Source organism: Acidovorax sp. 106 (genome assembly GCF_003663825.1).
Lineage (GTDB): Bacteria > Pseudomonadota > Gammaproteobacteria > Burkholderiales > Burkholderiaceae_C > Acidovorax.
Genome location: NZ_RCCC01000001.1, coordinates 348,636 through 374,510 on the forward strand (window position 1 = coordinate 348,636; position 25,875 = coordinate 374,510).

General features: G+C 61.6%; 24 protein-coding genes. 3 read left to right on the forward strand and 21 right to left on the reverse strand.

What is annotated here, in order from left to right; genetic code table 11:
- Window positions 1-85 precede the first annotated feature (85 nt).
- From C8C98_RS01545 to rpsB, 21 genes are all read right to left on the reverse strand, one after another.
- A complete protein-coding gene (locus C8C98_RS01545; RefSeq protein WP_121455951.1) occupies window positions 86-550 on the reverse strand; it encodes a DUF4149 domain-containing protein in 465 nt (154 codons plus the stop codon).
- A 16-nt stretch (window positions 551-566) separates the two neighbouring features.
- A complete protein-coding gene (gene greA / locus C8C98_RS01550; protein WP_099656192.1) occupies window positions 567-1,043 on the reverse strand; it encodes a transcription elongation factor GreA in 477 nt (158 codons plus the stop codon).
- Window positions 1,044-1,262: 219 nt separating this feature from the next.
- Complete coding sequence (gene carB / locus C8C98_RS01555) at window positions 1,263-4,529, reverse strand: carbamoyl-phosphate synthase large subunit (RefSeq protein WP_121452855.1); 3,267 nt, start codon at window positions 4,527-4,529, stop codon at window positions 1,263-1,265.
- A 10-nt stretch (window positions 4,530-4,539) separates the two neighbouring features.
- Entirely contained in the window at window positions 4,540-4,953 is a 414-nt protein-coding gene (locus tag C8C98_RS01560) for a hypothetical protein (RefSeq protein ID WP_099656194.1), read from the reverse strand.
- Window positions 4,954-4,981: 28 nt separating this feature from the next.
- The gene (gene carA / locus C8C98_RS01565) at window positions 4,982-6,154 is read right to left on the reverse strand and encodes a glutamine-hydrolyzing carbamoyl-phosphate synthase small subunit (RefSeq protein WP_121452856.1); all 1,173 of its coding nucleotides are present in this window, start codon (window positions 6,152-6,154) and stop codon (window positions 4,982-4,984) included.
- Window positions 6,155-6,364: 210 nt separating this feature from the next.
- Window positions 6,365-7,144, reverse strand: coding sequence for an RNA methyltransferase (locus C8C98_RS01570; protein WP_121452857.1), 780 nt, complete (start codon window positions 7,142-7,144; stop codon window positions 6,365-6,367).
- Window positions 7,141-7,794 carry a ribonuclease HII gene (gene rnhB / locus C8C98_RS01575; protein WP_121452858.1) on the reverse strand — a complete coding sequence of 218 codons (654 nt, stop codon included), beginning with the start codon at window positions 7,792-7,794 and terminating at the stop codon, window positions 7,141-7,143. Before rnhB ends, C8C98_RS01570 begins: the two co-directional genes overlap by 4 nt.
- On the reverse strand, window positions 7,766-8,923 hold the full coding sequence (gene lpxB, locus C8C98_RS01580; protein WP_121455952.1) for a lipid-A-disaccharide synthase: 1,158 nt from the start codon (window positions 8,921-8,923) through the stop codon (window positions 7,766-7,768). Before lpxB ends, rnhB begins: the two co-directional genes overlap by 29 nt.
- Before the next feature lie 10 nt (window positions 8,924-8,933).
- Window positions 8,934-9,722, reverse strand: coding sequence for an acyl-ACP--UDP-N-acetylglucosamine O-acyltransferase (lpxA, locus tag C8C98_RS01585; protein WP_121452859.1), 789 nt, complete (start codon window positions 9,720-9,722; stop codon window positions 8,934-8,936).
- A gap of 11 nt (window positions 9,723-9,733) precedes the next feature.
- Window positions 9,734-10,174 (reverse strand): 3-hydroxyacyl-ACP dehydratase FabZ, encoded by a 441-nt coding sequence (gene fabZ, locus C8C98_RS01590; protein ID WP_099741694.1) that lies wholly within the window; start codon window positions 10,172-10,174, stop codon window positions 9,734-9,736.
- 16 nt (window positions 10,175-10,190) lie between these two features.
- On the reverse strand, window positions 10,191-11,171 hold the full coding sequence (gene lpxD / locus C8C98_RS01595) for a UDP-3-O-(3-hydroxymyristoyl)glucosamine N-acyltransferase (RefSeq protein WP_121455953.1): 981 nt from the start codon (window positions 11,169-11,171) through the stop codon (window positions 10,191-10,193).
- A gap of 24 nt (window positions 11,172-11,195) precedes the next feature.
- Window positions 11,196-11,708: an OmpH family outer membrane protein gene (locus C8C98_RS01600; protein ID WP_099656200.1), complete on the reverse strand. Its 513-nt coding sequence runs from the start codon at window positions 11,706-11,708 to the stop codon at window positions 11,196-11,198.
- Window positions 11,708-14,005 (reverse strand): outer membrane protein assembly factor BamA, encoded by a 2,298-nt coding sequence (gene bamA / locus C8C98_RS01605; protein ID WP_121452860.1) that lies wholly within the window; start codon window positions 14,003-14,005, stop codon window positions 11,708-11,710. The genes C8C98_RS01600 and bamA overlap by 1 nt, the downstream gene beginning before the upstream one ends.
- A 23-nt stretch (window positions 14,006-14,028) precedes the next feature.
- Window positions 14,029-15,411, reverse strand: coding sequence for an RIP metalloprotease RseP (gene rseP / locus C8C98_RS01610; protein ID WP_121452861.1), 1,383 nt, complete (start codon window positions 15,409-15,411; stop codon window positions 14,029-14,031).
- Window positions 15,412-15,436: 25 nt separating this feature from the next.
- Window positions 15,437-16,615, reverse strand: a complete 1,179-nt coding sequence (gene ispC, locus C8C98_RS01615) for a 1-deoxy-D-xylulose-5-phosphate reductoisomerase (protein WP_121452862.1) — start codon at window positions 16,613-16,615, stop codon at window positions 15,437-15,439.
- On the reverse strand, window positions 16,612-17,466 hold the full coding sequence (locus C8C98_RS01620) for a phosphatidate cytidylyltransferase (RefSeq protein WP_121452863.1): 855 nt from the start codon (window positions 17,464-17,466) through the stop codon (window positions 16,612-16,614). Before C8C98_RS01620 ends, ispC begins: the two co-directional genes overlap by 4 nt.
- A gap of 9 nt (window positions 17,467-17,475) precedes the next feature.
- The gene (gene uppS, locus C8C98_RS01625; protein WP_121452864.1) at window positions 17,476-18,207 is read right to left on the reverse strand and encodes a polyprenyl diphosphate synthase; all 732 of its coding nucleotides are present in this window, start codon (window positions 18,205-18,207) and stop codon (window positions 17,476-17,478) included.
- 32 nt (window positions 18,208-18,239) lie between these two features.
- Complete coding sequence (gene frr, locus C8C98_RS01630; protein WP_099656205.1) at window positions 18,240-18,800, reverse strand: ribosome recycling factor; 561 nt, start codon at window positions 18,798-18,800, stop codon at window positions 18,240-18,242.
- 42 nt (window positions 18,801-18,842) lie between these two features.
- The gene (gene pyrH, locus C8C98_RS01635; RefSeq protein ID WP_099741699.1) at window positions 18,843-19,565 is read right to left on the reverse strand and encodes a UMP kinase; all 723 of its coding nucleotides are present in this window, start codon (window positions 19,563-19,565) and stop codon (window positions 18,843-18,845) included.
- Between the two features lie 54 nt (window positions 19,566-19,619).
- A complete protein-coding gene (gene tsf / locus C8C98_RS01640; protein WP_121452865.1) occupies window positions 19,620-20,546 on the reverse strand; it encodes a translation elongation factor Ts in 927 nt (308 codons plus the stop codon).
- A gap of 109 nt (window positions 20,547-20,655) precedes the next feature.
- Window positions 20,656-21,408, reverse strand: a complete 753-nt coding sequence (gene rpsB, locus C8C98_RS01645; RefSeq protein ID WP_099656207.1) for a 30S ribosomal protein S2 — start codon at window positions 21,406-21,408, stop codon at window positions 20,656-20,658.
- A 173-nt stretch (window positions 21,409-21,581) separates the two neighbouring features.
- Between rpsB and C8C98_RS01650 the strand changes: the two genes are divergently transcribed.
- The 3 genes from C8C98_RS01650 (at window position 21,582) to C8C98_RS01660 (ending at window position 25,862) form a co-directional block, all read left to right on the forward strand.
- Window positions 21,582-22,925, forward strand: coding sequence for an amidase (locus tag C8C98_RS01650; protein WP_121452866.1), 1,344 nt, complete (start codon window positions 21,582-21,584; stop codon window positions 22,923-22,925).
- A gap of 52 nt (window positions 22,926-22,977) precedes the next feature.
- Entirely contained in the window at window positions 22,978-24,192 is a 1,215-nt protein-coding gene (locus C8C98_RS01655) for an FAD-dependent oxidoreductase (protein WP_121452867.1), read from the forward strand.
- Between the two features lie 107 nt (window positions 24,193-24,299).
- Entirely contained in the window at window positions 24,300-25,862 is a 1,563-nt protein-coding gene (locus tag C8C98_RS01660) for an NAD(P)H-hydrate dehydratase (RefSeq protein WP_121452868.1), read from the forward strand.
- The last annotated feature ends 13 nt before the right edge of the window (window positions 25,863-25,875 follow it).

Sequence of the window (25,875 nt, forward strand, 5' to 3'; positions counted from 1 at the left end):
AACCCGCATCCAGCGGGTTTTTTTATGGCTGTGGGCTGCGCAATGCCACTGCAAACTGGCCCAGCAAAAACAGCGCAAACGGTACTCAAGCGCCCTGCGCAGGTCCATCCACGCCATCGACTTCTGACGGCACCAAGGCCTGAGACTTCGGCAGCATGTGCAGCAAAACCACCAAGGCACACACCCACTGAAGCGCAAACATCACCGACCCCACGCTGTGCCACAGGCGCAAGTCCTGCCGCGCCACAATGCGTGGCGCCACACCGTACTGGGACAGCAGCGCCAGCAACATGCCACCCACTATAAAAATCATAGCTGCTTGCGCCCATTGGTATTGCGCTACAGACCCCTTTGGCCTAGACACCAAAAGCAACAGCAAGGTACAGCCGACAGACACCCAGGTCTGTGCGGCAAACAGCTGGGCAGCCATGCCCCCTGCCATGGCAGGCGATGGAAGGTGGGCGAACAGCAAAGGCACCACCAACAAGCCAACGGTGGACAGGCTGCCCCACCACAAGGCAGCAGCCAGCAGGGGAATACACCCAGGCATGGTGGTCAATCCCTGATCACAGGTAGCTGACAGCCACCACCTCATAGCGGCGGATACCGCCAGGGGCTTGCACTTCAGCGGTGTCGCCCTCTTCCTTGCCAATCAATGCACGAGCAATAGGGCTGGAGATGTTGATCAGCCCCTTCTTCAGATCGGCCTCATCTTCACCCACGATCTGGTACTTCACCAAATCGCCAGACTCTTCGTCTTCCAATTCCACCGTAGCGCCAAACACCACTTTGCCGCCGCCATCGACGGCGCTAGGGTCAATCACCTGGGCCACAGAGAGCTTGCCTTCAATCTCCTGAATGCGTCCTTCTATAAAACCCTGGCGGTCTTTCGCTGCGTCGTAGTCTGCGTTTTCACTCAGGTCGCCCTGGGCACGGGCTTCTGCAATCGCAGTGATCACCGAGGGGCGCTCCACGGTCTTGAGTCGATGCAGCTCTTCCTTGAGTATTTCAGCGCCGCGCTTGGTAATTGGAATGGTGGCCATTCGTGTCACTCTCCATAAATCAGGACAACTGCAGCGCCACAGGGCTGCAGCCATTGGGTCGATGTGAGGTCGGTCGGTGCTGCTTCGCAGACACACCGCATTCACGACCCTACAAAAGGAAACCGCCGCACGTTGCCGCGCGGCGGTGTCTGGTCAGAGGCCGATTATGCCGCTTTTGCGATGGCTCGGGCCACCCTCAAACAAAGCGATCGGGGAGCCTCAAGCCGCCAATTGGGCGTGAAGTTCCTGCACCGAATACACATCGAGCTTGTCGAGGTATTTCATACCCTCCACAGCCGCCTCGGCACCAAAGATGGTGGTGAAGGTGGTCACGCGGGCCAGCAGTGAGCTGGTGCGGATCGCACGCGAATCGGCGATCGCATTGCGGCGCTCTTCCACCGTGTTGATGACCATGACAATCTCGTTGTTCTTGATCGCATCCACAATGTGCGGGCGACCTTCGGTCACCTTGTTCACCACGCCCACAGGCACGCCAGCTTCGGCAATCGCAGCGGCAGTGCCCTTGGTTGCCACCAACTCAAAGCCCAGCGCCACCAGTTGGCGGGCGATGTCGACCGCACGCGGCTTGTCAGCGTTCTTCACCGTGAGGAATACCTTGCCCGACGTGGGCAGCTTGGTACCCGCGCCGAGCTGGCTCTTCACGAAGGCTTCGCCGAAGGTCTTGCCCACGCCCATGACTTCGCCGGTGGACTTCATCTCGGGGCCAAGAATCGTGTCCACGCCGGGGAACTTCACGAAGGGGAACACGGCCTCCTTCACGCTGAAGTACGGCGGGGTCACTTCCTTGGTGATGCCCTGCGAGGCCAGCGTCTGGCCAGCCATGCAGCGTGCAGCAACCTTGGCCAACTGGATACCCGTAGCCTTGCTCACGAAGGGCACCGTGCGCGAGGCGCGCGGGTTCACTTCAAGCACGTAGATCACGTCCTTGCCATCAACTTCCTGGATGGCGAACTGCACGTTCATCAGGCCCACCACGCTCAGGCCTTCGGCCATGGCGGCGGTCTGGCGCTTGATCTCGTCGATGGTCGGCTGCGACAGGTAGTACGGAGGCAGCGAGCAGGCGGAGTCGCCGCTGTGCACGCCAGCCTGCTCAATGTGCTCCATCACACCGCCAATGAAGGTGACGCCTGCAGAGTCGCGCACGCAGTCCACATCGCACTCGATGGCGTTGGAGAGGAAGCGGTCGAGCAGCACGGGCGAGTCGTTGCTCACCTTGACGGCCTCGCGCATGTAGCGCTCCAGGTCGCGTTGCTCATGCACGATTTCCATCGCACGGCCACCGAGCACATAGCTGGGGCGCACCACCAGGGGGTAGCCCAGGGCGGCGGCTTTTTCCAGGGCCTCGGGCTCGGTACGGGCCGTGGCGTTCGGCGGCTGGCGCAGTCCCAGGTCACCCAGCAGCTTTTGGAAACGCTCGCGGTCTTCGGCCGCATCGATCATGTCGGGCGTGGTGCCGATGATCGGCACGCCTTCGGCTTCGAGGCCCAGGGCGAGCTTCAAAGGCGTCTGACCGCCGTACTGCACGATCACGCCGACCGGCTTTTCCTTGTCCACGATCTCCAGCACGTCTTCGAGCGTCACGGGCTCGAAGTACAGGCGGTCGGAGGTGTCGTAGTCGGTCGAGACGGTCTCAGGGTTGCAGTTGACCATGATCGTTTCATAGCCGTCCTCGCGCATGGCGAGCGCGGCATGCACGCAGCAGTAGTCAAACTCGATGCCTTGGCCGATGCGGTTAGGACCGCCACCGAGCACCATGATCTTCTTGTTGTTCGTAGGCTCCGACTCACACTCGGCAACACCACCATGGGTGGCCACTTCGTAGGTGGAGTACAGGTACGCGGTGTTCGTGGCGAACTCGGCCGCGCAGGTATCCACACGCTTGTACACGGGGCGCACTTTCAACGCACGGCGGGCTTCGCGCACGGCCTTCTCCGTGGTCTTGAGCAGCTTGGCCAAGCGACGGTCAGAAAAACCTTTTTGCTTGAGCGTGAGCAGCGTTCCAGCATCCAGTGCCGCCAGAGCACCATCACCCTTTTCGGCGACCAGCTTGTCGATGTCCAGCTCGATCTTCACGATCTGCTCGATCTGTACCAGGAACCAACGGTCGATCTTGGTCAGCTCGAACACTTCGTCCACCGACAAGCCCATGGCGAAGGCATCACCTACATACCAGATGCGCTCAGGGCCAGGCTCTCCCAGTTCCTTTTCGAGCACTTCGCGGTCCTGGGTCTTTTCGTTCATGCCGTCCACGCCAACTTCCAGGCCGCGCAGGGCTTTTTGGAAGGATTCCTGGAAGGTGCGACCCATGGCCATGACTTCACCCACAGACTTCATCTGAGTGGTCAGGCGGCTGTCGGCCGTGGGGAATTTTTCGAACGCGAAACGCGGGATCTTGGTGACCACATAGTCGATCGAGGGCTCGAACGACGCGGGCGTGGCGCCGCCCGTGATTTCATTCTTGAGCTCATCGAGCGTGTAGCCCACAGCCAGCTTGGCCGCCACCTTGGCGATGGGGAAACCTGTGGCCTTGGAGGCCAGTGCCGACGAACGCGACACACGCGGGTTCATCTCGATCACGACCATGCGGCCGTCCTTAGGGTTGATCGAGAACTGCACGTTGGAGCCGCCCGTGTCCACGCCGATTTCGCGCAGCACAGCCAGGGACGCATTGCGAAGGACTTGATATTCCTTGTCCGTCAGCGTCTGGGCAGGGGCCACGGTGATCGAGTCACCCGTGTGCACACCCATAGGGTCCAAGTTTTCAATCGAGCAGATGATGATGCAGTTGTCCGCCTTGTCGCGCACCACTTCCATCTCGTACTCTTTCCAGCCGAGCAGCGACTCTTCGATCAGCAGCTCGTTGGTGGGCGAAGCTTCCAGGCCGCGCTTGCAGATAGTCTCGAACTCTTCAGGGTTGTAGGCAATACCACCGCCCGTGCCACCCAGTGTGAAGCTGGGGCGAATCACGGTGGGGAAGCCCACGCTCTTTTGCACGGCCCAGGCTTCGTCCATGCTGTGGGCAATGCCGGAGCGCGCGGAGCCCAGACCGATCTTGGTCATGGCGTCCTTGAACTTCAGGCGGTCTTCGGCCTTGTCGATGGCCTCGGGAGTGGCACCGATGAGCTCGACCTTGTACTTGTCGAGCACGCCGTTGTGCCACAGGTCCAGTGCGCAGTTGAGCGCGGTCTGGCCGCCCATGGTGGGCAAGATGGCGTCGGGGCGCTCCTTGGCGATGATCTTCTCGACCGTCTGCCATGTGATGGGCTCGATGTAGGTCACGTCGGCCGTGGCCGGGTCGGTCATGATCGTCGCGGGGTTGCTGTTGATCAGGATGACCTTGTAGCCCTCTTCGCGCAGGGCCTTGCAGGCCTGTACGCCGGAGTAGTCGAATTCACAGGCCTGGCCGATGATGATCGGGCCGGCGCCAATGATGAGGATGCTTTTTATGTCGGTACGTTTTGGCATAGTGCGTCGATCAGTCGATCGTAGGTTCGGCTGCCTGGGGGCTGGAGGATGGGGCGGCGGCAATCGCGTCGCGCCGCAGGGTCAGCTTGTCGAGAAGGGCCTGCACACGCTCTGGGGGCAGGTTCTTTTGCATCAGCTGCAACAGACCATCGCCTTGAATCAGCGGGCGCAGCACTTCGGCTTCGGCCTCATAAAACGTCACATCCCAGTCCTGCATTGCCTCGGCAAACGTGGCGTCATCCCAGGTTTTGCCCTTGGCCACGAGGGTCACCAACGGCATGGCCTTGTTTTCAATGAACGCCTTTTTGTAGGGCTTTTGCTGCCAACGCTCGGTAAACCACTCTTTGTGGGGCGAAGGCAAGGTGAGCACACGCTTGTGGATCGCTTTTTCCAGCGAGGCTGCGGGGAAACTGAACAATTTCATGGGGCAGGACCTTCTCGAAACGAGCTTCTTACGCAGCTTTCGCTGCCTGCATGGCGCGGGTGAAGCGATCAAACAGGTAGGCGATGTCGTGCGGACCGGGCGAAGCCTCAGGGTGGCCCTGGAAGCAGAACGCGGGCTTGTCGGTGCGCTCCAGCCCCTGCAGCGTGCCATCGAACAGGCTGATGTGGGTAGGGCGCAGCGTGGCGGGCAACGACTCCATGTCCACCGCAAAGCCATGGTTCTGGCTGGTGATGCTCACGCGGCCCGTGTCCAGGTCTTTCACGGGGTGGTTGGCACCATGGTGGCTGTTGGCCATCTTGAAAGTCTTGGCACCTGAGGCCAGGGCCATGATCTGGTGGCCCAGGCAGATACCGAACGTGGGCACGCCGCTGTCCATCAAGGTGCGTGCTGCGGCAATGGCGTAGTCACAAGGGGCTGGGTCGCCGGGGCCGTTGGACAGGAACACGCCATCGGGGTTGAGGGCCAGCACGTCGGCTGCGGGCGTCTTGGCGGGCACCACGGTGACCTTGCAACCGCGCTCAGCCAGCATGCGCAAGATGTTTTTCTTGACGCCAAAGTCGTAAGCCACCACGTGGAACTGGGGGGCGGTGAGTTCGCCGTAGCCCGAGCCCAGCTTCCACTCGGTCTGGGTCCACTCGTAGCGGGTGGCCGTGGTCACCACTTGGGCCAGGTCCAGGCCCGCCATGTTGGGGGCTGCTTTGGCTTTGGCAAGCGCTTCATCGATCAGCGCTTGCGTCACCGACTGGCCGACAGCCAAACCAACGATCGCACCGTTTTGCGCGCCCTTGCTGCGCAGCAGGCGGGTGAGCTTGCGGGTATCGATGTTGGCGATGGCGACCGTGTTCTCACGGACCAGATACTGCGAGAGCGTTTCGGTCTCGCGGAAGTTGCTGGACAGCAAAGGCAAGTCTTTGATGATGAGACCTGCGGCGTAGATCTTGTCGGCTTCGACGTCCTCGGCATTGACACCGTAGTTGCCGATGTGCGGATACGTGAGCGTCACGATCTGCTGGCAGTAGCTGGGGTCTGTGAGGATTTCCTGGTAGCCGGTGATAGCGGTGTTGAAAACCACTTCGCCGACGGTGGTGCCAGTGGCACCAATCGAATTGCCGATAAAGACCGTGCCGTCTGCGAGCGCCAGGATGGCGGGCGGGAAGGTTCCCTGGATAGACAAAAGCACTGGGTTCTCCGGATGGTTACGGTCGCCCGGCGCCTGCAGGCCACTCGCAAGGCGAGTGCCAGTGGCTGCTCTCAGATGGGTTATTGCTTTGGGTGCGGTCGGGCGACGCTGTTGCGAGAAAAGCCCCCGATTATACCCGCATCGTGTGAAAACCACGATGCAAAATGATGCACCGCAACATGGTTGGCAGACACAGGGCTAAGCGCTCGCTTACGCGGAGCGCATGGCACCGCTGGCATGCAGGCAAATGGCTGCGGCAGCACCCACGTTCAAAGACTCCTCGCCCCCCGGTTGGGCAATGCGGATGCGCAAGGCGGCCCGGGATTCCAGCGACGCAGCAACGCCCTGCCCTTCGTGCCCCATGACCCAGGCACAAGGCCAGGGCAAGGCCGCTTGGTGCAGATAGCTGCCGCCATGGGAGCTGGTCACCACCAGCGGCACCTGCAAGGCGTCCAGATCCTGCTCACTCACACCTTCGACCAAACTGAGCGCGAAATGGGCGCCCATGCCCGCACGCAGCACCTTGGGCGACCACAGGGCCGCGCTGCCCTTGATGGCCAGCACTTGGCGAAAGCCAAAGGCCGAAGCGCTGCGCAAGATGGAGCCCACATTGCCCGCGTCCTGCACCCGGTCCAGAACCACCGTGGCAGCGGCAGGGTCCAAGGGCTGTGCCGCTGGCATGTCCCACAAGAACCCCATGCCGGCCGGAGACTCCAGCCCGCTGATGTCTTTGAACAAGGCATCGGGAATCACTATTATTTTGATAGCTGCCAGCGCTTTATCGTATTGCCATTGGGGCCAAAAAGACTCTGAAAATACCGCCATGGAGGGGCGAATGGAGCGGTCCAGCGCCGCGCGGCACAGGTGGTCGCCCTCCAGCCACACGCGGCCTTGTTTGCGGTAGGCCGTGGTGTCTTGCGCCAGGCGGCGCAAGTCCTTGATCAGGGCGTTGTCACGGGACTGGATGAGGGTGACAGCAGCAGAGGTCATGCGATGGTTTTTTCAGGGAGGCCCGCCAGCACCTGGGCTACGGGCGCAAACGAGCGGCGGTGGTGGACACAGGCCCCGTGCTCTTTCAAGGCGGCCATGTGCACGGCCGTGCCGTAGCCCTTGTGCCCTGCAAACCCGTACTCGGGAAATTGCCCATGCACCTCGGCGCACCAGCGGTCACGGTGCACCTTGGCCAAAATGGACGCCGCGGAAATGGATTGCACCAGCGCATCGCCTTTGACGATGGCCTCCGCCGGGATATCGAGCTGCGGGATGCGGTTGCCGTCCACCAGCACCATCACCGGCTTGAGCCGCAAGCCCATGACGGCACGGCGCATGGCCAGCATCGTGGCCTGCAGGATGTTGAGCTGGTCGATCTCTTCCACACTGGCCTGCGCAATGCTGCAGCACAAGGCTTTGGCACGGATTTCATCGAACAGTTTTTCGCGCCGGGCGGCAGTGAGCTTTTTCGAGTCGGCCAAGCCCGCAATCGGGCGCAGGTCGTCCAGGATGACGGCCGCCGCCACCACAGGCCCGGCCAACGGGCCGCGCCCAGCCTCATCCACCCCCGCCACCAGCCCGGGCGGGTGCCACGGCAGGCTGGCTTGCTCAGGAAAGGCGTCAGGATGCGAGGACTTTTTGGATCGCATCGGCGGCCAGTTCAGAGGTGTTGCGCTGCAGGCTTTCATGCAGGGCATCAAAGCGTTGCTCCAGCGCGTGGATCTTTTCAGGTTGCTGCTCTTTGGCCTGCAGCCATTGCAGTGTGGCCGCGCACAACGCTTGGGGGGTGGCGGCATCCTGGATCAGCTCCGGCACCACAAACTCGCCGCACAAAATATTGGGCAAACCCACCCAGGGCTGCAATTGCTTGCGGCGCATCAGCCACCAGCTCAGCGGGTGCATGTGGTAGCCAATGACCATGGGGCGCTTGAACAAAGCAGCCTCCAGCGTAGCGGTACCGCTGGCGATCAAGGTGGCATCGCAGGCGGCCAACACGGTGTGCGATTGGCCCGTGACAACACGCACCACCCCTTCGAGCCCGGCAGCACGCACCAGTTGCTCAATGCGCCCTTGCAGCAGCGGCACCGCTGGCACTATGAATTTAGTAGCTGGTCGCGCTTGATGGATAAGCGCTGCAGCCGAAAAGAAGGGCGGCGCAATGTACTGCACCTCGGACGAACGGCTGCCAGGCAGGATCGCCAGGATCTCGTCATGATCCGCAAACCCCAGCGCAGCGCGTGCCGCGGCCCGGTCAGGCACCCGAGGGATGACGCTGGCCAGGGGATGGCCCACATAGGTGGCCGCAATGCCGTGCTTTGCCAGCAGCGCCGGCTCAAACGGAAAAATGCACAGCACATGGTCGGCACTGCGGCGGATTTTCTCGACCCGGTTGGCACGCCAGGCCCAAATGGAGGGGCAGACAAAATGCACGGTCTTGATGCCCGCCGCCCGCAAGTCAGCCTCCAGCCCCAGATTGAAATCAGGAGCATCCACGCCGATGAAGACGCCAGGGCGCTCGCGCAGGAGCCTCTCACGCAGTTGCTTGCGGATGCCCAGCAACTCACGCAGCCGGCGCAGCACCTCCATGCTGTAGCCATGCACGGCCAGCTTTTCACTGGGCCACAAGCATTCAAAACCCCGGCGCGCCATGTGCGGGCCGCCGATGCCCTTGGATTGGAGGTCGGGCCACTGGGCCTGCAAGCCATCCAACAGCAGGCCTGCAAGCAAGTCGCCAGAGGCCTCGCCCGCCACCATTGCGATGCGAGGAGAAGATTGCATCAGCACGCGCTCAACGGGCAATGCCAGCTGCAGAGCTGGCGATGAAGGCGTCCATCAACGCCACATCGTCCCGCGCCTGCGGCATCTGCAAGGGCAGCGCCAAGATCGCTTCACGTGCCTGCTCCAGCGTCAGCCCCTGCCGGTACAGCAGCTTGTGCATTTCACGGATGGCCGCAATGCGCTCATCGGAAAAGCTGCGGCGGCGCAAACCTACCAGGTTCACACCGCGCACGGCCAGTGGGTTGCCATCGACCACCATGAACGGAGGCACATCCTTGCCGATATGGCTGGCAAAGCCCACCATGGTGTGCGCACCGATGCGCATGCGCTGCAGCACCCCGGTCAAGCCGCCCACCGTGGCCCAGTCACCCACATCCACATGGCCCGCCAAGGTGGTGTTGTTGGCCAGCGTGGTCTGGTTGCCCACCTGGCAATCGTGCGCAATGTGCACGTAGGCCATGATCCAGTTGTCATCTCCCACACGGGTCACGGCACGGTCTTGCACGGTGCCGGTGTTGAAGGTGCAGAACTCGCGGATGGTGTTGCGGTGGCCAATGAGCAGTTCAGTGGGCTCGCCCGCGTACTTCTTGTCCTGGGGTTGCGCCCCGAGCGAGGCAAACTGGAAAATCCGGTTGTCCTCGCCAATCGTGGTGTGCCCCTCGATCACGCAATGGGCACCCACCACCGTGCGCGCACCAATCGAGACCTGCGGGCCAATGACCGCATAAGGCCCAATGGTCGCCGTCGGGTCAATACAGGCGGCTGGATCGACGACCGCAGTTGCGTGGATATTGCTCACGATCGGTCACATCAGCCCACGGCACGCATGGTGCACATCAACTCAGCCTCGCAGGCCACTTCTTCGCCCACGCGGGCCACGCCCTTGAACTTCCAGATGCCACCGCGCACGCGATCGATCTTGATCTCCAGGTGCAGTTGGTCACCAGGCTCCACCGGGCGCTTGAAGCGGGCGCCATCAATGCCAACAAAGTAGTAGATGTTGTTTTCGTCAGGCACCTGGCCCATGGCATCAAAAGCAAGCAGGCCCGCGGCCTGTGCCAGCGCTTCCAGAATCAGCACTCCGGGCATGACAGGGCGGCCTGGGAAATGCCCCATGAAATAAGGCTCGTTGAAAGTCACATTCTTGATGGCCAGAATGCGCTCATTGCGCTCGAGCTCGAGCACGCGGTCCACCAGTAGAAACGGGTAACGGTGGGGCAGTTGCTTGAGAATTGCGTGGATATCCATCATCGAATTGTTCTTCCGTTCATGCTGCTTTGAGAGCTTGCTCCAGCGCCTTGACGCGCTCACGCAAGCTGTGCAGTTGTTTGAGTGTTGCAGCGTTCTTTTCCCACTTCGCATTGTCGTCTATGGGAAACATGCCAGTGTATTGACCAGGGCGCGACAGCGAGCGCGTGACCACCGTGGCTGCAGAGACGTGCACATTGTCTGCCAGTTCCAAGTGGCCCAGCACAATGGCACCGCCGCCCACGGTGCAGTGGGCGCCAATGGTGGCGCTGCCGGCCACCCCTACGCACCCGGCCATGGCCGCGTGGCGACCAATGCGCACGTTGTGCCCAATCTGGATCAGGTTGTCGAGCTTCACGCCGTCCTCGATCACGGTGTCTTGCAGTGCGCCACGGTCAATGCAGGTGTTGGCACCAATCTCCACGTCGTCCCCGATCTGCACTGCACCCAGTTGCTCAATCTTGACCCAGGTGCCTTGAGAAGGCGCAAATCCAAAGCCATCGGCTCCAATGACCACACCGGGGTGCAGCAGACAACGCGCACCCACACGGCAGTTCTCGCCCAGCGTGATCCGAGAGGTAAGCACCGTGCCCGCCCCCACCACAGCACCACGCTCAACCACACACAGCGGACCGATGGTGGCGGTGGGGTGAATTTGAGCCGTGGGATCCACCACCGCGCTGGGGTGAATACCCGCCGGACGCGCTGGCGCGTGCTGCTGCTTCCACAGCTGGGTGGCCCTGGCAAAGTAGACATAGGGGTTGTCCACCACGATGCAGGCGCCGCGCGCCAAGGCGGCCTCGCGCATGGCTGGCGCCACAATGACACAGGCCGCCTGAGAGGCGGCCAGTTGTTGTTGGTAGCGCGGGTGACTCAGAAAACTGATGTCACCCGGGCCGGCAACCTCCAGCGGCGCGATCCGGTGGATGGCGGTGTCCCGCCCCCCACCTTCGAGCGAGCCGCCCAGTGCATCCACCATCTGCCCAAGAAGCAAGCTCACGCGCCGACCACCCGTTGCATCCAATTACTTGGCAGCATTCAAAGCCTTGATCACCTTGTCGGTGATGTCGTGCTTGGGGTTGATGTACACGGCTTCTTGCAGAATCACGTCATACTTTTCGGCCTCAGCCACTTGCTTGACGACCTTGTTGGCACGTTCCAGAACCTGGGCCAACTCTTCGTTCTTGCGGGCGCTCAGGTCTTCCTGAAACTCGCGGCGTTTGCGCTGAAAGTCTCGGTCTTGATCGACCAACTGGCGCTGGCGGGTTGTGCGCTGGCTCTCCGCCATGGTGGGGGCCTCGCGCTCGAATTTGTCAGTGGCGGTCTTGAGCGAACTGCCGATGTCGACCAGCTCCTTCTCACGACGGGCAAATTCCTGCTCCAGCTTGGCCTGCGCCGTTTTGGCGGTGTTGGCTTCACGGAAGATGCGATCCGTGTTGACGAAACCTGCCTTGAACTCTTGCGCCTGTGCCGAGACGGCAAAGACGGTTGCGCCCATCAACAGGGCCAAAGATGTCTGACGGAAAAGGGATTTCATTAGAAAGACGTTCCAATCTGGAATTGCAGTTTCTGGATTTTATCGCCAGCGAACTTACGCACTGGCTGCGCAAAGGCTAGGCGCAATGGACCCAAGGGGGAAATCCAGCTCAAACCGACGCCTGCCGAAGCCCGCATGTCGCTGAATGTCACCTTCTGGTCTTCGCCGTACACGTTACCCACGTCCACAAAAGTGAAGACGCGCAAGGTGCGGTCATTGCCAGCGCCCGGGAATGGTGCCACCAACTCGGCATTGAGCGTGACCTTCTTCGGGCCACCCAAGGAGGCGCCAGTCACGTCACGTGGACCCAACGTGCCTTGATCGAAACCACGCACAGAGCCTAGACCACCCGAGTAAAAGTTCTTGAACACAGGGAATGGACGGCCATTGAGCCCCTTGCCATACCCGAACTCACCATTGAAGGCGACCGTGAAGCGCTTGTTCAGAGGGATGTATTGCTGGTACTGGTAGTTGCCTCGCACATAGCGAGCATCGCCAGCCACCGACCACTCGGAATTGAGGCGCTGGTAGCGGCCCGAGTTAGGGGCCAAGGCGCTGTCACGGTCATCGCGCGACCAACCGATGGTCAAAGGAATCGAGTTGCTGGTGGCGCCATAGGTGTTGGCGTAGGCCAGGTACGTGGCGGGGATGTTGGTCCCGGCCTTGATCTGGGTCTGCTCCAGCCCGCCACCGAAGAACACAGTGTCGATCTCACTGAATGGCACACCAAAGCGCATGGAAGCACCCGTGGTGACCAATTCGTAGTTGCCGCCCTGGTCCTCGTAAGGCTTGTCGGTGCGGTAGTACACGTCCACGGTGCGGGAGATGCCGTCTTGCGTGAAATAGGGGTTGGTGGTGCTAAACACCAGCGTACGACGGTACTTGCTGGTGTTGACGTCAATGCCCAGGTAGTTGCCCGAGCCAAAGAAGTTCTCTTGCTTGATACCGAACGACAACGCCACTTTTTCAGCGCTGGAGAAGCCAGCGCCCAGTTGCAGCGACCCTGTGGGCTTCTCAGCCACGTTCACCACCAGGTCCACCTGGTCAGGAGAGCCGGGCACATCTTGCGTCTCCACGTTCACTTCGGTGAAGAAGCCCAAGCGGTCCACGCGGTCGCGTGACAGGCGAATGCGCTCGCCGTCGTACCAAGCGGCCTCGTACTGGCGGAACTCGCGGCGAATCACTTCGTCGCGGGTGCGGTTGTTGCCGCTCACATTGATCTTGCGCACGTAGGCGCGGCGCGATGGCTCAGCCTGCAACACCAGCGTGACGCGGTTGTTTTCGCGGTCGATTTCAGGCACCGCCTCAACGCGCGAGAAAGCAAAACCAAAACGGCCAAAGTATTCAGAGAACGCTTTGGTGGTTTCCGTCACTTGGTCTGCGTTGTAGGGCTCACCCGCACGGATGCTCACCAGCGATTTGAACTCGTCTTCACGGTCCAGGTAGTTGCCTTCCAGCTTCACACCCGCCACCACAAAGCGCTCGCCCTCAGTCACATTCACGGTAATGGTGATGTCCTGCTTGTCTGGCGAAATCGCCACCTGGGTGGAGTCCACCCGAAACTCAAGGTAACCGCGCTGCAAATAGTAAGAGCGCAGGGTTTCCAGGTCGGCATTGAGCTTGGTACGCGAATAGCGATCGGATTTGGTGTACCAGCTCAGCCAACCGCCAGTGTCCTGATCAAACAAGCCTTTCAGCGTGGACTCACTGAATGCCTTGCTGCCATTGATGCGCACTTCCTTGATGCGGGCGGGCTCGCCCTCGACCACGGTGAACGTCACGTTCACGCGGTTGCGCTCAATGGGGGTCACAGTGGTCACCACCTCGGCGCCATACAGGCTGCGGTTGATGTACTGGCGCTTGAGTTCCTGCTCCGCACGGTCTGCCAGCGCCTTGTCAAACGGCCGCCCTTCCGTCAGGCCCACGTCGCGCATGGCTTTCTTGAGAACCTCTTTGTCAAATTCGCGCGTCCCCGCAAAGTCGACATCGGCAATCGTGGGGCGCTCTTCCACCACGACCACCAGCACATTGCCATTGGCTTCCAGACGCACATCCTTGAACAAACCCAAGGCGAACAGCGCACGAATGGCGGCCGCCCCCTTGTCGTCGTTGTAATCGTCGCCCACGCGCAGCGGCATGGAGGCAAAGATCGTCCCAGGCTCCACGCGCTGCAGACCTTCCACACGGATATCCTGGACCTTGAAAGGCTCCAGGGCCCACGCCGCGTTGGCGACGAATACCATGGCAGCAACGGCAGATGCAGTACGCACGCCAAGGCGAGTAATGTGTTTTTTCATGAATGAAACTGAAGCCGATATGGCTAGGCAAATACGGCCAGAAGTTTGGCGAGGTATCGGGAGATATCGTTAAAGAGAGCGATAGACATCATCACGGCAAGGACTGCAACGCCGCCACGCTGAAGGTATTCCGTCCAGGTGTCGGAGACACTTTTGCCTGTGACTCCCTCCCAAAGATAATACATCAGGTGCCCGCCATCGAGCACTGGCAGAGGTAACAGGTTCAACACCCCCAGGCTCACACTGATGAGAGCCAGGTAGGCCAAGTACTGCATCAACCCCATTTCAGCCGAGCGGCCCGCGTAGTCAGCAATCGTCAATGGGCCGCTCAGGTTCTTGAGCGATGCCTCTCCCACCAGCATGCGCCCCATCATGCGCAAAGTCAGGGCAGACACCTCCCAGGTGCGGTCAGCGCCTTTGAGCAAGCCTTCCAGGGGCCCGTACTGCACCTCCACCATTTCAGGGTTGCCACCAACGTAGGCATTGATGCGCCCCACCGCCCCCGTGGGCTCCTGGACCACATCAGGCATCACCTCCAGCGCCACCAATTGCCCACCGCGCTCAACCTGCCACGACTGCATGACATCCTGATCGCCTAGCACCGACGTGCGAATCAATTCACGCAACTGCATGCCATCCACCACTGCAGTTTGCCCAATCTTGCGCACCAGATCCCCCTGGCGAAGACCTGCACGCTCGGCAGCACCACCAGCCATCACCTCGCCAATGGCCGGGCGCGTCCAGGGTGCAAACACGCCAATCTTCCGAAACAGTTGGGCATCGGCATCGCGCACGTTCAGGGTGGACAAGTCCAAAGTCACCTCGCGCAGTGATGCACCGGGTGCAGGCTCCAACTCCAGGCGCACACGCTGGCCATCCAAGGCACCCTGGGTCAAAACCCAGCGCAGCTCTTCAAAAGAACGCATGGGGGCCAGCTCTTCATCGCCCGCAGCAGCGCGGCGCACCAACTCGCCGCCCGCCAAGCCTGCACTCTGCGCGATAGAGCCCGCGACGGGGCTGGACAAAACGGCCTTGGGCTCTTGTACGCCCCCCCAATTGACCAACGAATACAGCAAGACCGCCAACAACAAATTGGCCAAAGGACCTGCCGCCACAATTGCGGCACGCGACCGCAAGGGCTGGGTATTGAAAGCCAGGTGGCGCTCATGGGGCTCTACCGGGGCTTCGCGCTCGTCCAGCATGCGAACGTAGCCTCCCAGAGGAAACAGACCCAAAACAAACTCAGTACCTGAGCCTTTGGCACGCCAGATCAGCAGAGGTTTGCCAAAACCCACGGAGAACCGCAGCACTTTGACTCCGCAAGCCACGGCGACACGGTAATGCCCGTATTCATGCACAGCAATGAGCAGACCCAGCGCGACGAAAAAAGCAACCACGGTCAGCATACGAAGCTCCAGAAGAAACGGCCGATCAAAGCGCCATGGAGGCGGCAATGCGCCGGGCTACGTCGCGGGCCTGTGCATCCAGCCCCAGCAGCGACTCCAGCGAATCCGGCTTGGAGGACGGCACGGCCTCTAAAGTTGCAAGGTTGACCGCGTGAATATGGTCAAAACGCAAACGTTCAGCCAAAAAGGCCTCCACCGCCACTTCATTGGCGGCATTGAGCACCGCCGTGGTGCCCTCTGGCGCATTCAATGCTTGCCAGGACAGATGCAGGCCCGGAAACCGATGGGCATCGGCTTGCTCGAAGGTCAACGCCGTCAGCGCAGCAAAATCCAATCGGCCGGCCCCGCTCTCAATGCGCTCAGGCCAGGCCAGGCCGCAGGCAATCGGCACACGCATGTCCGGCGTACCCAGTTGGGCAAGGATGGAAGCGTCGTTGAACTGCACCATCGAGTGGATGATTTGCTGGGGATGGATCACCACCTTGATCTGCTCGGGTGCCAGACCAAACAGCCAACGGGCTTCGATGACCTCCAGCGCCTTGTTCATCATCGTGGCGGAGTCCACAGAAATTTTGCGCCCCATGGAGAAGTTGGGGTGCGCACAGGCTTGCTGCGGTGTGATCTGCGCCAGCGTGTCAGGCGCACGCGTGCGAAACGGGCCACCCGAAGCCGTCAACAAAATATGGTCAACACGCTCGGCCCAGCAGGCCGGGTCTTCTGGCAGGCACTGAAAAATGGCGGAGTGCTCACTATCGATAGGCAGCAGCGTCGCGCCCCCATCGCACACCGCCTGCATAAACAAGCCGCCGCCCACCACCAGGGCCTCTTTATTGGCCAGCAGCAATCGCTTGCCTGCACGGGCGGCAGCCAGGCAGGGCGCCAGCCCAGCCGCCCCCACGATGGCCGCCATCACAGCATCCACCGACTCATGCGACGCTATGATTTCAAGAGCATCTTGCGCTTGTAGCACGGACGTTGGAAGCCCATTTTGTTTGAGTTTTTCTGACAACAACTGGGCATGCGGCCCACTGGCCATCACCGCAAACTGGGGGCGAAAGCGGGCGCATTGCTCCAGCATCAGATCGACCTGGGTCGCCGCACTCAGCGCAAACACTTCATACCGCTCAGGGTGGCGAGACACCACGTCCAGCGTGCTTTTGCCAATGGAGCCCGTGGAGCCCAATACCGTGATTCTTTGCTTCATACAGAAATAAGTCGGGTGAGCATCAATGCCAGCGGCAAGGTAGGAAGCAGGGCATCCACCCGGTCCAGCACCCCACCGTGGCCTGGCAGCAGGCCACTGCTGTCTTTCACACCAGCGCTGCGCTTGATCAGCGATTCCACCAAGTCACCCGCCACGCTCATGGCCACCATGAACACCACAGCAATCGCTAGAAACCACCACCCTGCGCCATAAAGCCGCGTGTAGAAGCTGGCAACATCCGCTTGCCAATAGCGATCCGCGGCGACCCAGACGATGGCCAGACCCAAAACACCTGCCAGTCCACCCCAGACCCCCTCCCAGCTTTTGCCTGGGCTGATGGAGGGAGCAAGCTTGCCCCGGGTAAAACGCAGGCCAAATGCCCGCCCCGCAAAGTAGGCAAAAATATCGGCCGCCCACACCAACGTGAGCACGGACAAAAGAAAATTGATACCCAAACTACGCGCCTGCACCACAGCCAGCCACGCCAGCCACAGCGCCAATACACCCAATACAACGCGCAAAGGCGCAGGCACCTGAGGCCAGCCCGGCACCCCGGCGCGCAACAGCCACGCGGAGCAGACCACCCACAGCCCACCGCCCACCATCCAAAGCGTGGACAAGGACTGCACCACCCAACCTGCCCACCATGCGGCCGCACACAAAGCGGAGCACACCACCGCAAGGCCGATGGACACAGCATGGCTGCACCCATTCAAACGACCCCACTCCCACGCAGCGGCGGCCATGAACACCAGCACCACCAAGGCGAAGGGCGTGATGGAGGGGTAAAACAGGGCTGGCAGCAAAATGGCCAGCAAGACCAGGGCAGTGATGACGCGCTGTAGAAGCATGGTGCCTTTTCAGCCCGGCATCGGATCAGGATGCACGGACACTATTTGTTCAGACGTTTTGCCAAAGCGGCGTTCACGCGCATGGAAGGCGTTCAATGCCTCGTCCAAGGCCGATTCATCAAAGTCAGGCCAAAAGCGATCACTGAAGTACAACTCGGAATAGGCCGCCTGCCACAAAAGGAAGTTGCTGATGCGCATCTCCCCTCCGGTGCGAATGATCAAGTCTGGATCTGGCACATGGGACATTCCCATGGCAGCGTGCAAACTCGCTTCGGTGATGGCCTCGCCACGGGCTGCCAGTGAGGCCGCCGCCTGTGCGATGTCCCAACGGCCGCCATAGTTGAAGCACACATTGAGGATCAGGCGCGTGTTGTCGGCCGTGGCTGCTTCGGCTTGGGCTAGGCCGTCGCGCACCCTGGGTGACAGGCCTTCACGGCTGCCTACAAAATATAGCCGGACCCCATCTTTTTTGAGCTGCGGTACCTCGCGCCCCAGAGCCATGGCCAGCAACTCCATGAGGCCAGAGACCTCATCCGCAGGGCGATTCCAATTTTCGGATGAAAAGGCGAAGACGGTGAGCACCGCAACGCCCCGCTGCACACAGGCTTGCACACAGCGGCGCAGCGAATCAACACCCTGCTTATGCCCGGCCAAACGCGGCATGAAGCGGCGCTTGGCCCAACGGCCGTTGCCATCCATCACGATGGCGATGTGGTGGGGCACCACCGGCGAATCAGACATGCAAACGATCAGTCAGCTCCATTGAGGGGAGCTTAGACCGCCATGATTTCTTGTTCTTTGGCAGAGACCAGCGCATCGATCTCAGCGATGTGCTTGTCGGTGAATTTCTGCACGTCGGTTTCTGCGCGCTTTTGGTCGTCTTCCGAAGCGAGCTTGTCCTTGACCAGTTTCTTCACGGACTCATTGGCATCGCGACGCAGGTTGCGCACGGCGATTTTGGCGCTCTCGCCCTCATTGCGGGCCAGCTTGGTCATTTCCTTGCGGCGCTCTTCGCTCATGGGCGGCATCGGCACGCGAATCAGATCCCCCATCGACGCTGGATTCAGGCCCAAATCGCTCTCACGGATGGCTTTTTCGATTTTGGCGCCCATGCCCTTTTCCCAGGGTTGCACGCTGATGGTGCGCGAATCCAGCAGGGTCACGTTGGCCACCTGGCTCAGGGGCACCATGGAGCCGTAGTACTCCACCTGGATGCTATCGAGCAACGCAGGATTGGCACGGCCCGTGCGGATCTTCTGGAGGTTGTTCTTGAACGCTGCGATGGACTGGTCCATCTTGGTTTCAGCGGTTTTTTTGATATCGGCAATCGTCATGTTGTTTCCTCAGGGCGAAGCTGCTGCGGGGCACTCGGATGGTCAGGCGTAGACCAAGGTACCTTCGTCTTCACCCATCACCACGCGCTTGAGAGCGCCATGCTTGATGATGGAGAACACGCGCACTGGCAGCTTTTGATCACGGCACAAGGCAAACGCCGTGGCATCCATGATGCCCAGATTGCGGGACATAGCCTCGTCAAAACTGAGCTTCGTGTAGCGTGTTGCGGTGGGGTCCTTGTGAGGGTCGGCAGTATATACGCCGTCCACCTTGGTGGCCTTCAACACCACCTCAGCACCGATCTCGGCGCCGCGCAGGGCAGCGGCGGTGTCTGTCGTGAAAAACGGGTTGCCCGTGCCTGCAGCAAACACCACGACCTTACCCTCTTCAAGGTACTGAAGTGCCTTGGGGCGCACATAGGGCTCAACCACCTGCTCAATGGCAATGGCCGACATCACCCGCGCCGTCAGGCCTTGCTTATCCATGGCATCTGCCAAGGCCAGGGCATTCATGACCGTGGCAAGCATGCCCATGTAGTCGGCAGTGGCCCGGTCCATACCGACCGAGCCGCCCGCCACACCACGGAAAATATTCCCACCCCCAATCACCACCGCGACCTGGACACCCAGGCGGGTCACCTCTGCAATTTCCTCCACCATCCGGACAATGGTGGCGCGGTTGATGCCAAAGGAGTCATCGCCCATCAGCGCCTCACCGGACAGCTTGAGCAAAATACGCTTGTGGGCTGGCGCGGCGGTGGTCATGGGCAATTTCTCCAATGGATGATGGTGTTTGAGGGTTAAGCGGGAGTCAGAAGATCAGGCAGCAGCCTTGGCAGCAGCCACTTGGGCAGCCACTTCAGCAGCAAAGTCGTCCACCTTCTTCTCAATGCCTTCGCCCACCACGTACAGGGTGAAACCCTTCACGGTGGTGTTGTTGGCCTTGAGCATTTGCTCAACGGTTTGCTTGCCATCCGCTGCCTTCACGAAGACCTGGTTGAACAGCGAGACTTCCTTGAGGAACTTCTGCACGCCGCCTTCGATGCGCTTGGACACGATTTCGTCGGACTGCACTGGCTTGCCTTCAGCTTCGGCCTTGGCCTTGTCTTCGGCAGCCTTGGCTGCGGCCACCGAGCGCTCTTTTTCGATCAGTTCGGCAGGCACATCAGCGCTGGTCAGCGCCACGGGCTTCATCGCAGCAACGTGCATTGCCACATCCTTGGCAGCAGCAGCATCACCGTCAAATTCGATGACCACGCCAATGCGCGTGCCGTGCAGGTAGGAAGCCAGGTTGCCACCCGAGAAACGCTTGAAGCGGCGGAACGACATGTTCTCGCCGATCTTGCCGATCAGCCCCTTGCGCACGTCTTCCAGTGTGGGACCAAAGGTCTCTTGCTCGTAGGCCAGAGCACTCAGTGCAGCGACATCAGCAGGGTTGTGGTCAGCCACCAGCTTGGCAGCAGCGTTGGCCAGGGCGATGAAGCTGTCGTTCTTGGAAACGAAGTCGGTTTCGCTGTTCACTTCGATCAGGGCACCCACATCGCCGTTGATGTAGCTGGCCACGACGCCTTCAGCCGTCACGCGGGCAGCAGCCTTGCCAGCCTTGGTGCCCAGCTTGACGCGCAGCAGCTCTTCTGCTTTGGCCATATCGCCATCGGCTTCTGTCAGCGCCTTCTTGCATTCCATCATGGGAGCGTCGGTCTTGCCGCGCAGTTCAGCAACCATGCTTGCGGTAATTGCAGCCATCTGTGTTCCTTCAGTATTCAGTTCAAACGATTCAAAACTCGGGCTAAAAAAAAGGGGGCTAACTAGGAGCCCCGCTTTCATTCGCGACCACGGTCGCGCAGCCGGGCGCTCAGGCAGCCGACTCTTGCACTTCCACGAATTCGTCAGTGCTTTCCGAAGCCACAGCCTTCACGACTTCGTTCACGGCGTTGGCACGGCCTTCGATGATCGCGTCAGCGATGCCACGGGCGTACAGCGTCACAGCCTTGGCCGAGTCGTCGTTACCAGGGATCACGTAGTCGATGCCTTCGGGCGAGTGGTTGGTGTCAACCACACCGATCAGTGGGATGCCCAGCTTCTTGGCTTCAGCCACGGCGATCTTGTGGAAGCCCACGTCGATGATGAAGATGGCATCAGGCAGGGCAGCCATGTCCTGGATGCCGCCGATGTCTTTTTCCAGCTTGGCGATTTCGCGGCTGAAAGTCAGTTGTTCTTTCTTGCTCAGGCTGTCCAGACCGGTTTCCATCTGGGCCTTCATGTCCTTCAGACGCTTAATGGAAGTCTTCACGGTCTTGAAGTTCGTCAGCATGCCGCCCAACCAGCGCTGGTCCACGAATGGCACGCCAGCGCGTTGCGCTTCAGTGGACAGAATTTCGCGAGCTTGGCGCTTGGTACCCACCATCAGGATGGTGCCGCGGTTCGCAGCCAGTTGCTTGGCGAACTTTTGGGCTTCCTGGAACAGTGGCAGCGACTTTTCCAGGTTGATGATGTGGATCTTGTTGCGATGACCGAAGATGTACGGGGCCATCTTGGGGTTCCAGAAGCGGGTTTGGTGACCAAAGTGGACACCGGCTTCCAGCATCTCGCGCATAGTAACGGACATAAAAATACTCCAAAGGTTGGGTCTAAAATCCAGCCCCATAACTTGCGACTTCTGATTGAAGCCGCAACACCTTGACGGGGCTGGTTTGCGATTGGTTTTGCCTCAACTGCGGGCTCGGGCCAAAAGACCACGCGCCACTGCCTACAGCAAAACCCAAAGATTCTAGCACACCCATGCAAGCCGACCTGATCGCGACCCGCGCCCTGATACAAGAGGGTGCCCTGACCGCAGCCCAGGCCATGGAGGCATCGGAGCACTTGGCGCAAGCCCCTGCCGCAGCCCACTGCTTTCTTTCATTGTCTTTCGAGCAAGAGCGCGATCGCTTGCAGCACACCGAAACAGCGCACCAGCCCCTTGCGGGCTTGGCCATCTCCGTCAAAGACCTTTTTGACGTGGCAGGACAAGTCACCACAGCAGGCTCGCTGGCTTTGCGAGATGCTCCAACAGCCGCTTGCGATGCACCCGCCGTAGCCCGACTGCGTGCCGCAGGCGGCAGCATTGTGGGCCGCACCCACATGGTGGAATTCGCTTTTTCCGGAGTGGGCACCAACCCTCACTTCACCACACCAGCCGCCTTCGACGGCCGCTTTGGCGCTATCCCCGGTGGTGCGCGCGTGCCGGGCGGCTCATCCTCGGGTGCCGCTGTATCGGTGGCCAGTGGCGCCTGCTTTGCCGCGCTGGGCTCAGACACGGGTGGCTCCATCCGCATCCCTGCGGCCTTCAATGGACTGGTCGGCTTCAAAAGCACCGCAAGGCTGGTGCCCACAGGGGGCACCATTCCCCTGTCGACCTCCCTCGACACCGCCTGCGCCATAACGCGCAGCATGCGCGATGCCATCCTGGTCCACGAAATACTGGCCGCACGGCGCGTGGTGCGTAGCGCTGCCCCCATCTCGCAGTGGCGCCTTGCGGTGCCTGCCACGACCTTTTTGGAAGACCTCGCCCCAGAGGTTCGCACCGCTTTCCAGCGCTCCCTGGACGTACTACAGCAAGCGGGTGCACACATCGAAACCATCGATCTGCGCGAGACAGCAGAACTGGGGCCCATGCAGGCCAAAGGCAGCCTTGCCGCCGCCGAGAGCTACGCATGGCACCGCCCCCTGCTGGCCCAGTCAGCCCATCGGTACGACCCCCGTGTCCGCAGCCGCATCGAGCGAGGCGGCACCATGGGCGCCGCCGATTACATCGATCTGCAGCACGCCAGACACGACTGGATCACCCGCATGCAAGCCCGCATGGCCTCTTTTGACGCCCTGCTCTCCCCTTGCACACCCATCCCAGCCCCGCTTATGGCCGATGTAGCACCGGGCGAAACGCGTGACGAGGCCTTCTTCAAGGCCAACGCCTTGGTGCTGCGCAACACCAGCGTGGTCAATATGCTGGACGGCTGCGCACTCTCGTTGCCCTGCCATGTGCGCGGCGAATTGCCCACCGGGTTGATGGTCTGGCACGCTGGTGGGCGCGATGACGCCGTGCTCAACATTGGCTTACGCATCGAAGAATTGCTACAAAAATAATAGCTACTAGCGCTTATAGAAAAAGCGCTAGAGCACCATTTCATTCAAAACCATGAAGATCGCCATTGTGGGCGCCGGGATCATCGGCGTGACCACCGCATACGAATTGGCCCATGACGGCCATGAAGTAACCGTGCTGGAACAGCGCAGCGCCGCCGCCGAGGAAGCCAGCTTTGCCAACGCCGGGCTGCTTGCCCCCTACCTGACCACTCCCTGCGCACTGGCTGGCAAAGCCGGGCTGCTGGGCGGCACATCAGCGGGCATCCGCATGGCGCAAGGCGCCGGACTGAATGAGCTGGCCTGGCTGTGGCGCTGGCGGCGCAGCCAAACACCACTGGCAGCACTAGAGGGCCTGGCCCGCTACAGCCGCCAACGCACCCTGGACCTTGCCGCACGCCACGAACTGGATTTTGAAAGCAATACTGCCCGCTTGGTTCTTTTCCGGTCCGCCAAAGACCGCGCGCAGCTCCAGCCACTGCTGGATTGGCTGCGCGAATCCGGCACCCCGGTCCAAGACATCAGCCCAGACAATGCGCGCCAACTGGAGCCCGGCCTGTCGCCCGAAGCACCACTGGACAGCGTGGCGCTGCTGCCCTCCGCCGCGTCCGGCAACTGCCGACTGTTTGCCCAAATGCTGCGCCAGGGCATGCAAAGTGCCGGAGTGCAATTTGCGTTCAACACCCCAGTGACCTCGCTGTCCAGCGAGCCCACCGGCCTGTGGCTGCAGGGCGAGCCCGACATGCGCCGGTTTGACGCCGTGGTGCTGTGCGCGGGCGCCGCCTCCCCCGCCCTGCTGCGCCCGCGCGGGCTGAAGCTGCCCATGGCCTCGGTGTTTGGCTACTCCGTCAGCGCCCCCCTGCGCGAGGCCACCCATGCGCCGCTGACCAGCGCCATCGACGCGCAACAGCAAATCACCATCACACGGCAGGGCCAGCGCATCCGCATTGCTGGCGGCGCCGAAGTCGGATCGCCGCAGGCGCCGCACCACCACGCCACTCTGCAAAAGCTGTACCGAGCCGTCAACGACTGGTTTCCCGGCGGCGCGCAATTGTCTGGCAGCCTGCAAATCTGGAGGGGCGCACGCCCCACCCTGCCCGACGGAGCGCCCGCCCTTGGCAACAGCGGTTTGCCCGGCATCTGGCTCAACACCGGGCACGGCGCCGGTGGCTGGGCCCTGGCCTGCGGCAGCGCCCGAGTGTTGGCCGATCTGATCGGCCAACGCACCCCGGAAGTCAACCTGCAGGGGCTGGAAGCGCAGCGCTTTTAAGCTGACTCAAGGCTTGGGGGCCTCGGCTACCCTCACGAGATCGTCAACAGGCCCCCAGCAGCGCAAAATCAAGGGATAAGCAGCCCTTTGCGCTGCGGGACCCTGCCATGCAACGCATCACGCCCGACCAAGCCCACCCGTTATTCGACACCGCAGCCACGCGCCGACAAGAACAGGCCATGGCGGCCGCCCTCCCCCCCCACACCCTGATGCAACGCGCCGGAAGGGCCGTGGCCCAGCTGGCACAGGCGATTGCCCCGCACGCACGCACCGTGTGGATTGCCTGCGGCCCGGGCAACAATGGCGGCGATGGACTGGAGGCCGCCACCCATCTGGCACGCAACGACCGCCAGATCATCATCACCTGGCTGGGCTCGCCCGAGGCACTGCCGGACGACGCACGGAAGTCCTGGGAGAAAGCCCGAAACACCGCCCACATCACCTGGAGCGACACCCCACCCGAGCACCTGACGGCAAAAGACCTGTGCATCGATGCCCTGCTGGGCATTGGCGTGCGCGCCTCCACCCCGCCCGCACCAGCCCCCAACACCGCAGGCAGCGTGCTCGCCCAATGGCTGGCACAGCTGCACACCTGCAGGGCCCCAATGCTGGCAATCGACGTGCCATCGGGGCTGGATGCCGACACCGGGCAATATGCCCGCGGGCTGGAAGCCGCCGCCAGCGCAGGCCTCAAGGGTGGCGCAGGGGCGCGCTACACCCTCAGTCTGCTGACCCTGAAGCCGGGGCTGTTCACCGCCCATGGGCGAGATGCGGCAGGACAGGTGTGGCTGGCCGACTTGAGCGCACCATCCGATCCACACACACCGCACAGCCGCGCACAAGAAAACCGGGAGCCCCCCACCGCCTGGCTGGCAGGCCCACCCGCCAGGGCGCAGCGCCACCATGCCAGCCACAAAGGCAGCTATGGCGATGTCGCCATCGTGGGCGGTGAAGGACTGTCCCAGCGTGGCATGGGCATGACAGGCGCCGCGCTGCTCGCCGCATCAGCGGCATTGCATGCGGGTGCTGGCAGGGTGCTGGTCAGCCTGCTGGACCCTGCGGAGACCGCCGAGATCAGCACACAGCCTGAGCTGATGCTGCGCCGCTTTGAAGTCTTGGAGCTGGAGGCCCTCACCGTGGTGTGCGGCTGTGGTGGCGGGCAAGCGGTGCGCAGCGTGCTGCCCGCCGTGCTGCAGCGGGCAGGCACCTTGGTCTTGGACGCCGATGCCCTCAACGCCCTCGGCGCAGAAGGCAGCCTGCAACAGGTACTCAAGGCGCGCGCCGCACGCCAGCACACCACCGTACTGACCCCCCACCCACTGGAGGCCGCACGCTTGCTGCACACCCACACCGCCCAGGTGCAAGCCCACCGGCTGGCTGCAGCGCAGCAACTCGCCCGTCAATTTCAGTGTGTGGTGGTTCTCAAAGGCTCGGGCACCGTCATCGCCAGCCCCCAGGGCACCCCCACCATCAACCCCACGGGCAATGCCCGCCTGGCAACGGCGGGCACCGGCGATGTCTTGGCGGGCATGATTGGTGCCTATCTGGCACAAGGCATGCTCCCCGAGCAGGCGGCCATGGCCGCCGTCTTTGTCCATGGACAAGCAGCAGACCAGTGGCCAGAACAGATGCCGTTGACCGCGGGGGCACTGGCGCAACGCTTGGCCTAGCCGCCAGGCCCAA

What these genes read in the sequence shown, in the direction of transcription:
- C8C98_RS01545 (WP_121455951.1), bottom strand. Translation starts at nt 550, where the DNA reads ATGCCTGGGTGTATTCCCCTGCTGGCTGCTGCCTTGTGGTGGGGCAGC.
- greA (WP_099656192.1), bottom strand. Translation starts at nt 1,043, where the DNA reads ATGGCCACCATTCCAATTACCAAGCGCGGCGCTGAAATACTCAAGGAA.
- carB (WP_121452855.1), bottom strand. Translation starts at nt 4,529, where the DNA reads ATGCCAAAACGTACCGACATAAAAAGCATCCTCATCATTGGCGCCGGC.
- C8C98_RS01560 (WP_099656194.1), bottom strand. Translation starts at nt 4,953, where the DNA reads ATGAAATTGTTCAGTTTCCCCGCAGCCTCGCTGGAAAAAGCGATCCAC.
- C8C98_RS01570 (WP_121452857.1), bottom strand. Translation starts at nt 7,144, where the DNA reads ATGACCTCTGCTGCTGTCACCCTCATCCAGTCCCGTGACAACGCCCTG.
- rnhB (WP_121452858.1), bottom strand. Translation starts at nt 7,794, where the DNA reads ATGCGATCCAAAAAGTCCTCGCATCCTGACGCCTTTCCTGAGCAAGCC.
- lpxB (WP_121455952.1), bottom strand. Translation starts at nt 8,923, where the DNA reads ATGCAATCTTCTCCTCGCATCGCAATGGTGGCGGGCGAGGCCTCTGGC.
- fabZ (WP_099741694.1), bottom strand. Translation starts at nt 10,174, where the DNA reads ATGATGGATATCCACGCAATTCTCAAGCAACTGCCCCACCGTTACCCG.
- C8C98_RS01600 (WP_099656200.1), bottom strand. Translation starts at nt 11,708, where the DNA reads ATGAAATCCCTTTTCCGTCAGACATCTTTGGCCCTGTTGATGGGCGCA.
- bamA (WP_121452860.1), bottom strand. Translation starts at nt 14,005, where the DNA reads ATGAAAAAACACATTACTCGCCTTGGCGTGCGTACTGCATCTGCCGTT.
- rseP (WP_121452861.1), bottom strand. Translation starts at nt 15,411, where the DNA reads ATGCTGACCGTGGTTGCTTTTTTCGTCGCGCTGGGTCTGCTCATTGCT.
- ispC (WP_121452862.1), bottom strand. Translation starts at nt 16,615, where the DNA reads ATGAAGCAAAGAATCACGGTATTGGGCTCCACGGGCTCCATTGGCAAA.
- C8C98_RS01620 (WP_121452863.1), bottom strand. Translation starts at nt 17,466, where the DNA reads ATGCTTCTACAGCGCGTCATCACTGCCCTGGTCTTGCTGGCCATTTTG.
- uppS (WP_121452864.1), bottom strand. Translation starts at nt 18,207, where the DNA reads ATGTCTGATTCGCCGGTGGTGCCCCACCACATCGCCATCGTGATGGAT.
- frr (WP_099656205.1), bottom strand. Translation starts at nt 18,800, where the DNA reads ATGACGATTGCCGATATCAAAAAAACCGCTGAAACCAAGATGGACCAG.
- pyrH (WP_099741699.1), bottom strand. Translation starts at nt 19,565, where the DNA reads ATGACCACCGCCGCGCCAGCCCACAAGCGTATTTTGCTCAAGCTGTCC.
- tsf (WP_121452865.1), bottom strand. Translation starts at nt 20,546, where the DNA reads ATGGCTGCAATTACCGCAAGCATGGTTGCTGAACTGCGCGGCAAGACC.
- rpsB (WP_099656207.1), bottom strand. Translation starts at nt 21,408, where the DNA reads ATGTCCGTTACTATGCGCGAGATGCTGGAAGCCGGTGTCCACTTTGGT.
- C8C98_RS01650 (WP_121452866.1), top strand. Translation starts at nt 21,582, where the DNA reads ATGCAAGCCGACCTGATCGCGACCCGCGCCCTGATACAAGAGGGTGCC.
- C8C98_RS01655 (WP_121452867.1), top strand. Translation starts at nt 22,978, where the DNA reads ATGAAGATCGCCATTGTGGGCGCCGGGATCATCGGCGTGACCACCGCA.
- C8C98_RS01660 (WP_121452868.1), top strand. Translation starts at nt 24,300, where the DNA reads ATGCAACGCATCACGCCCGACCAAGCCCACCCGTTATTCGACACCGCA.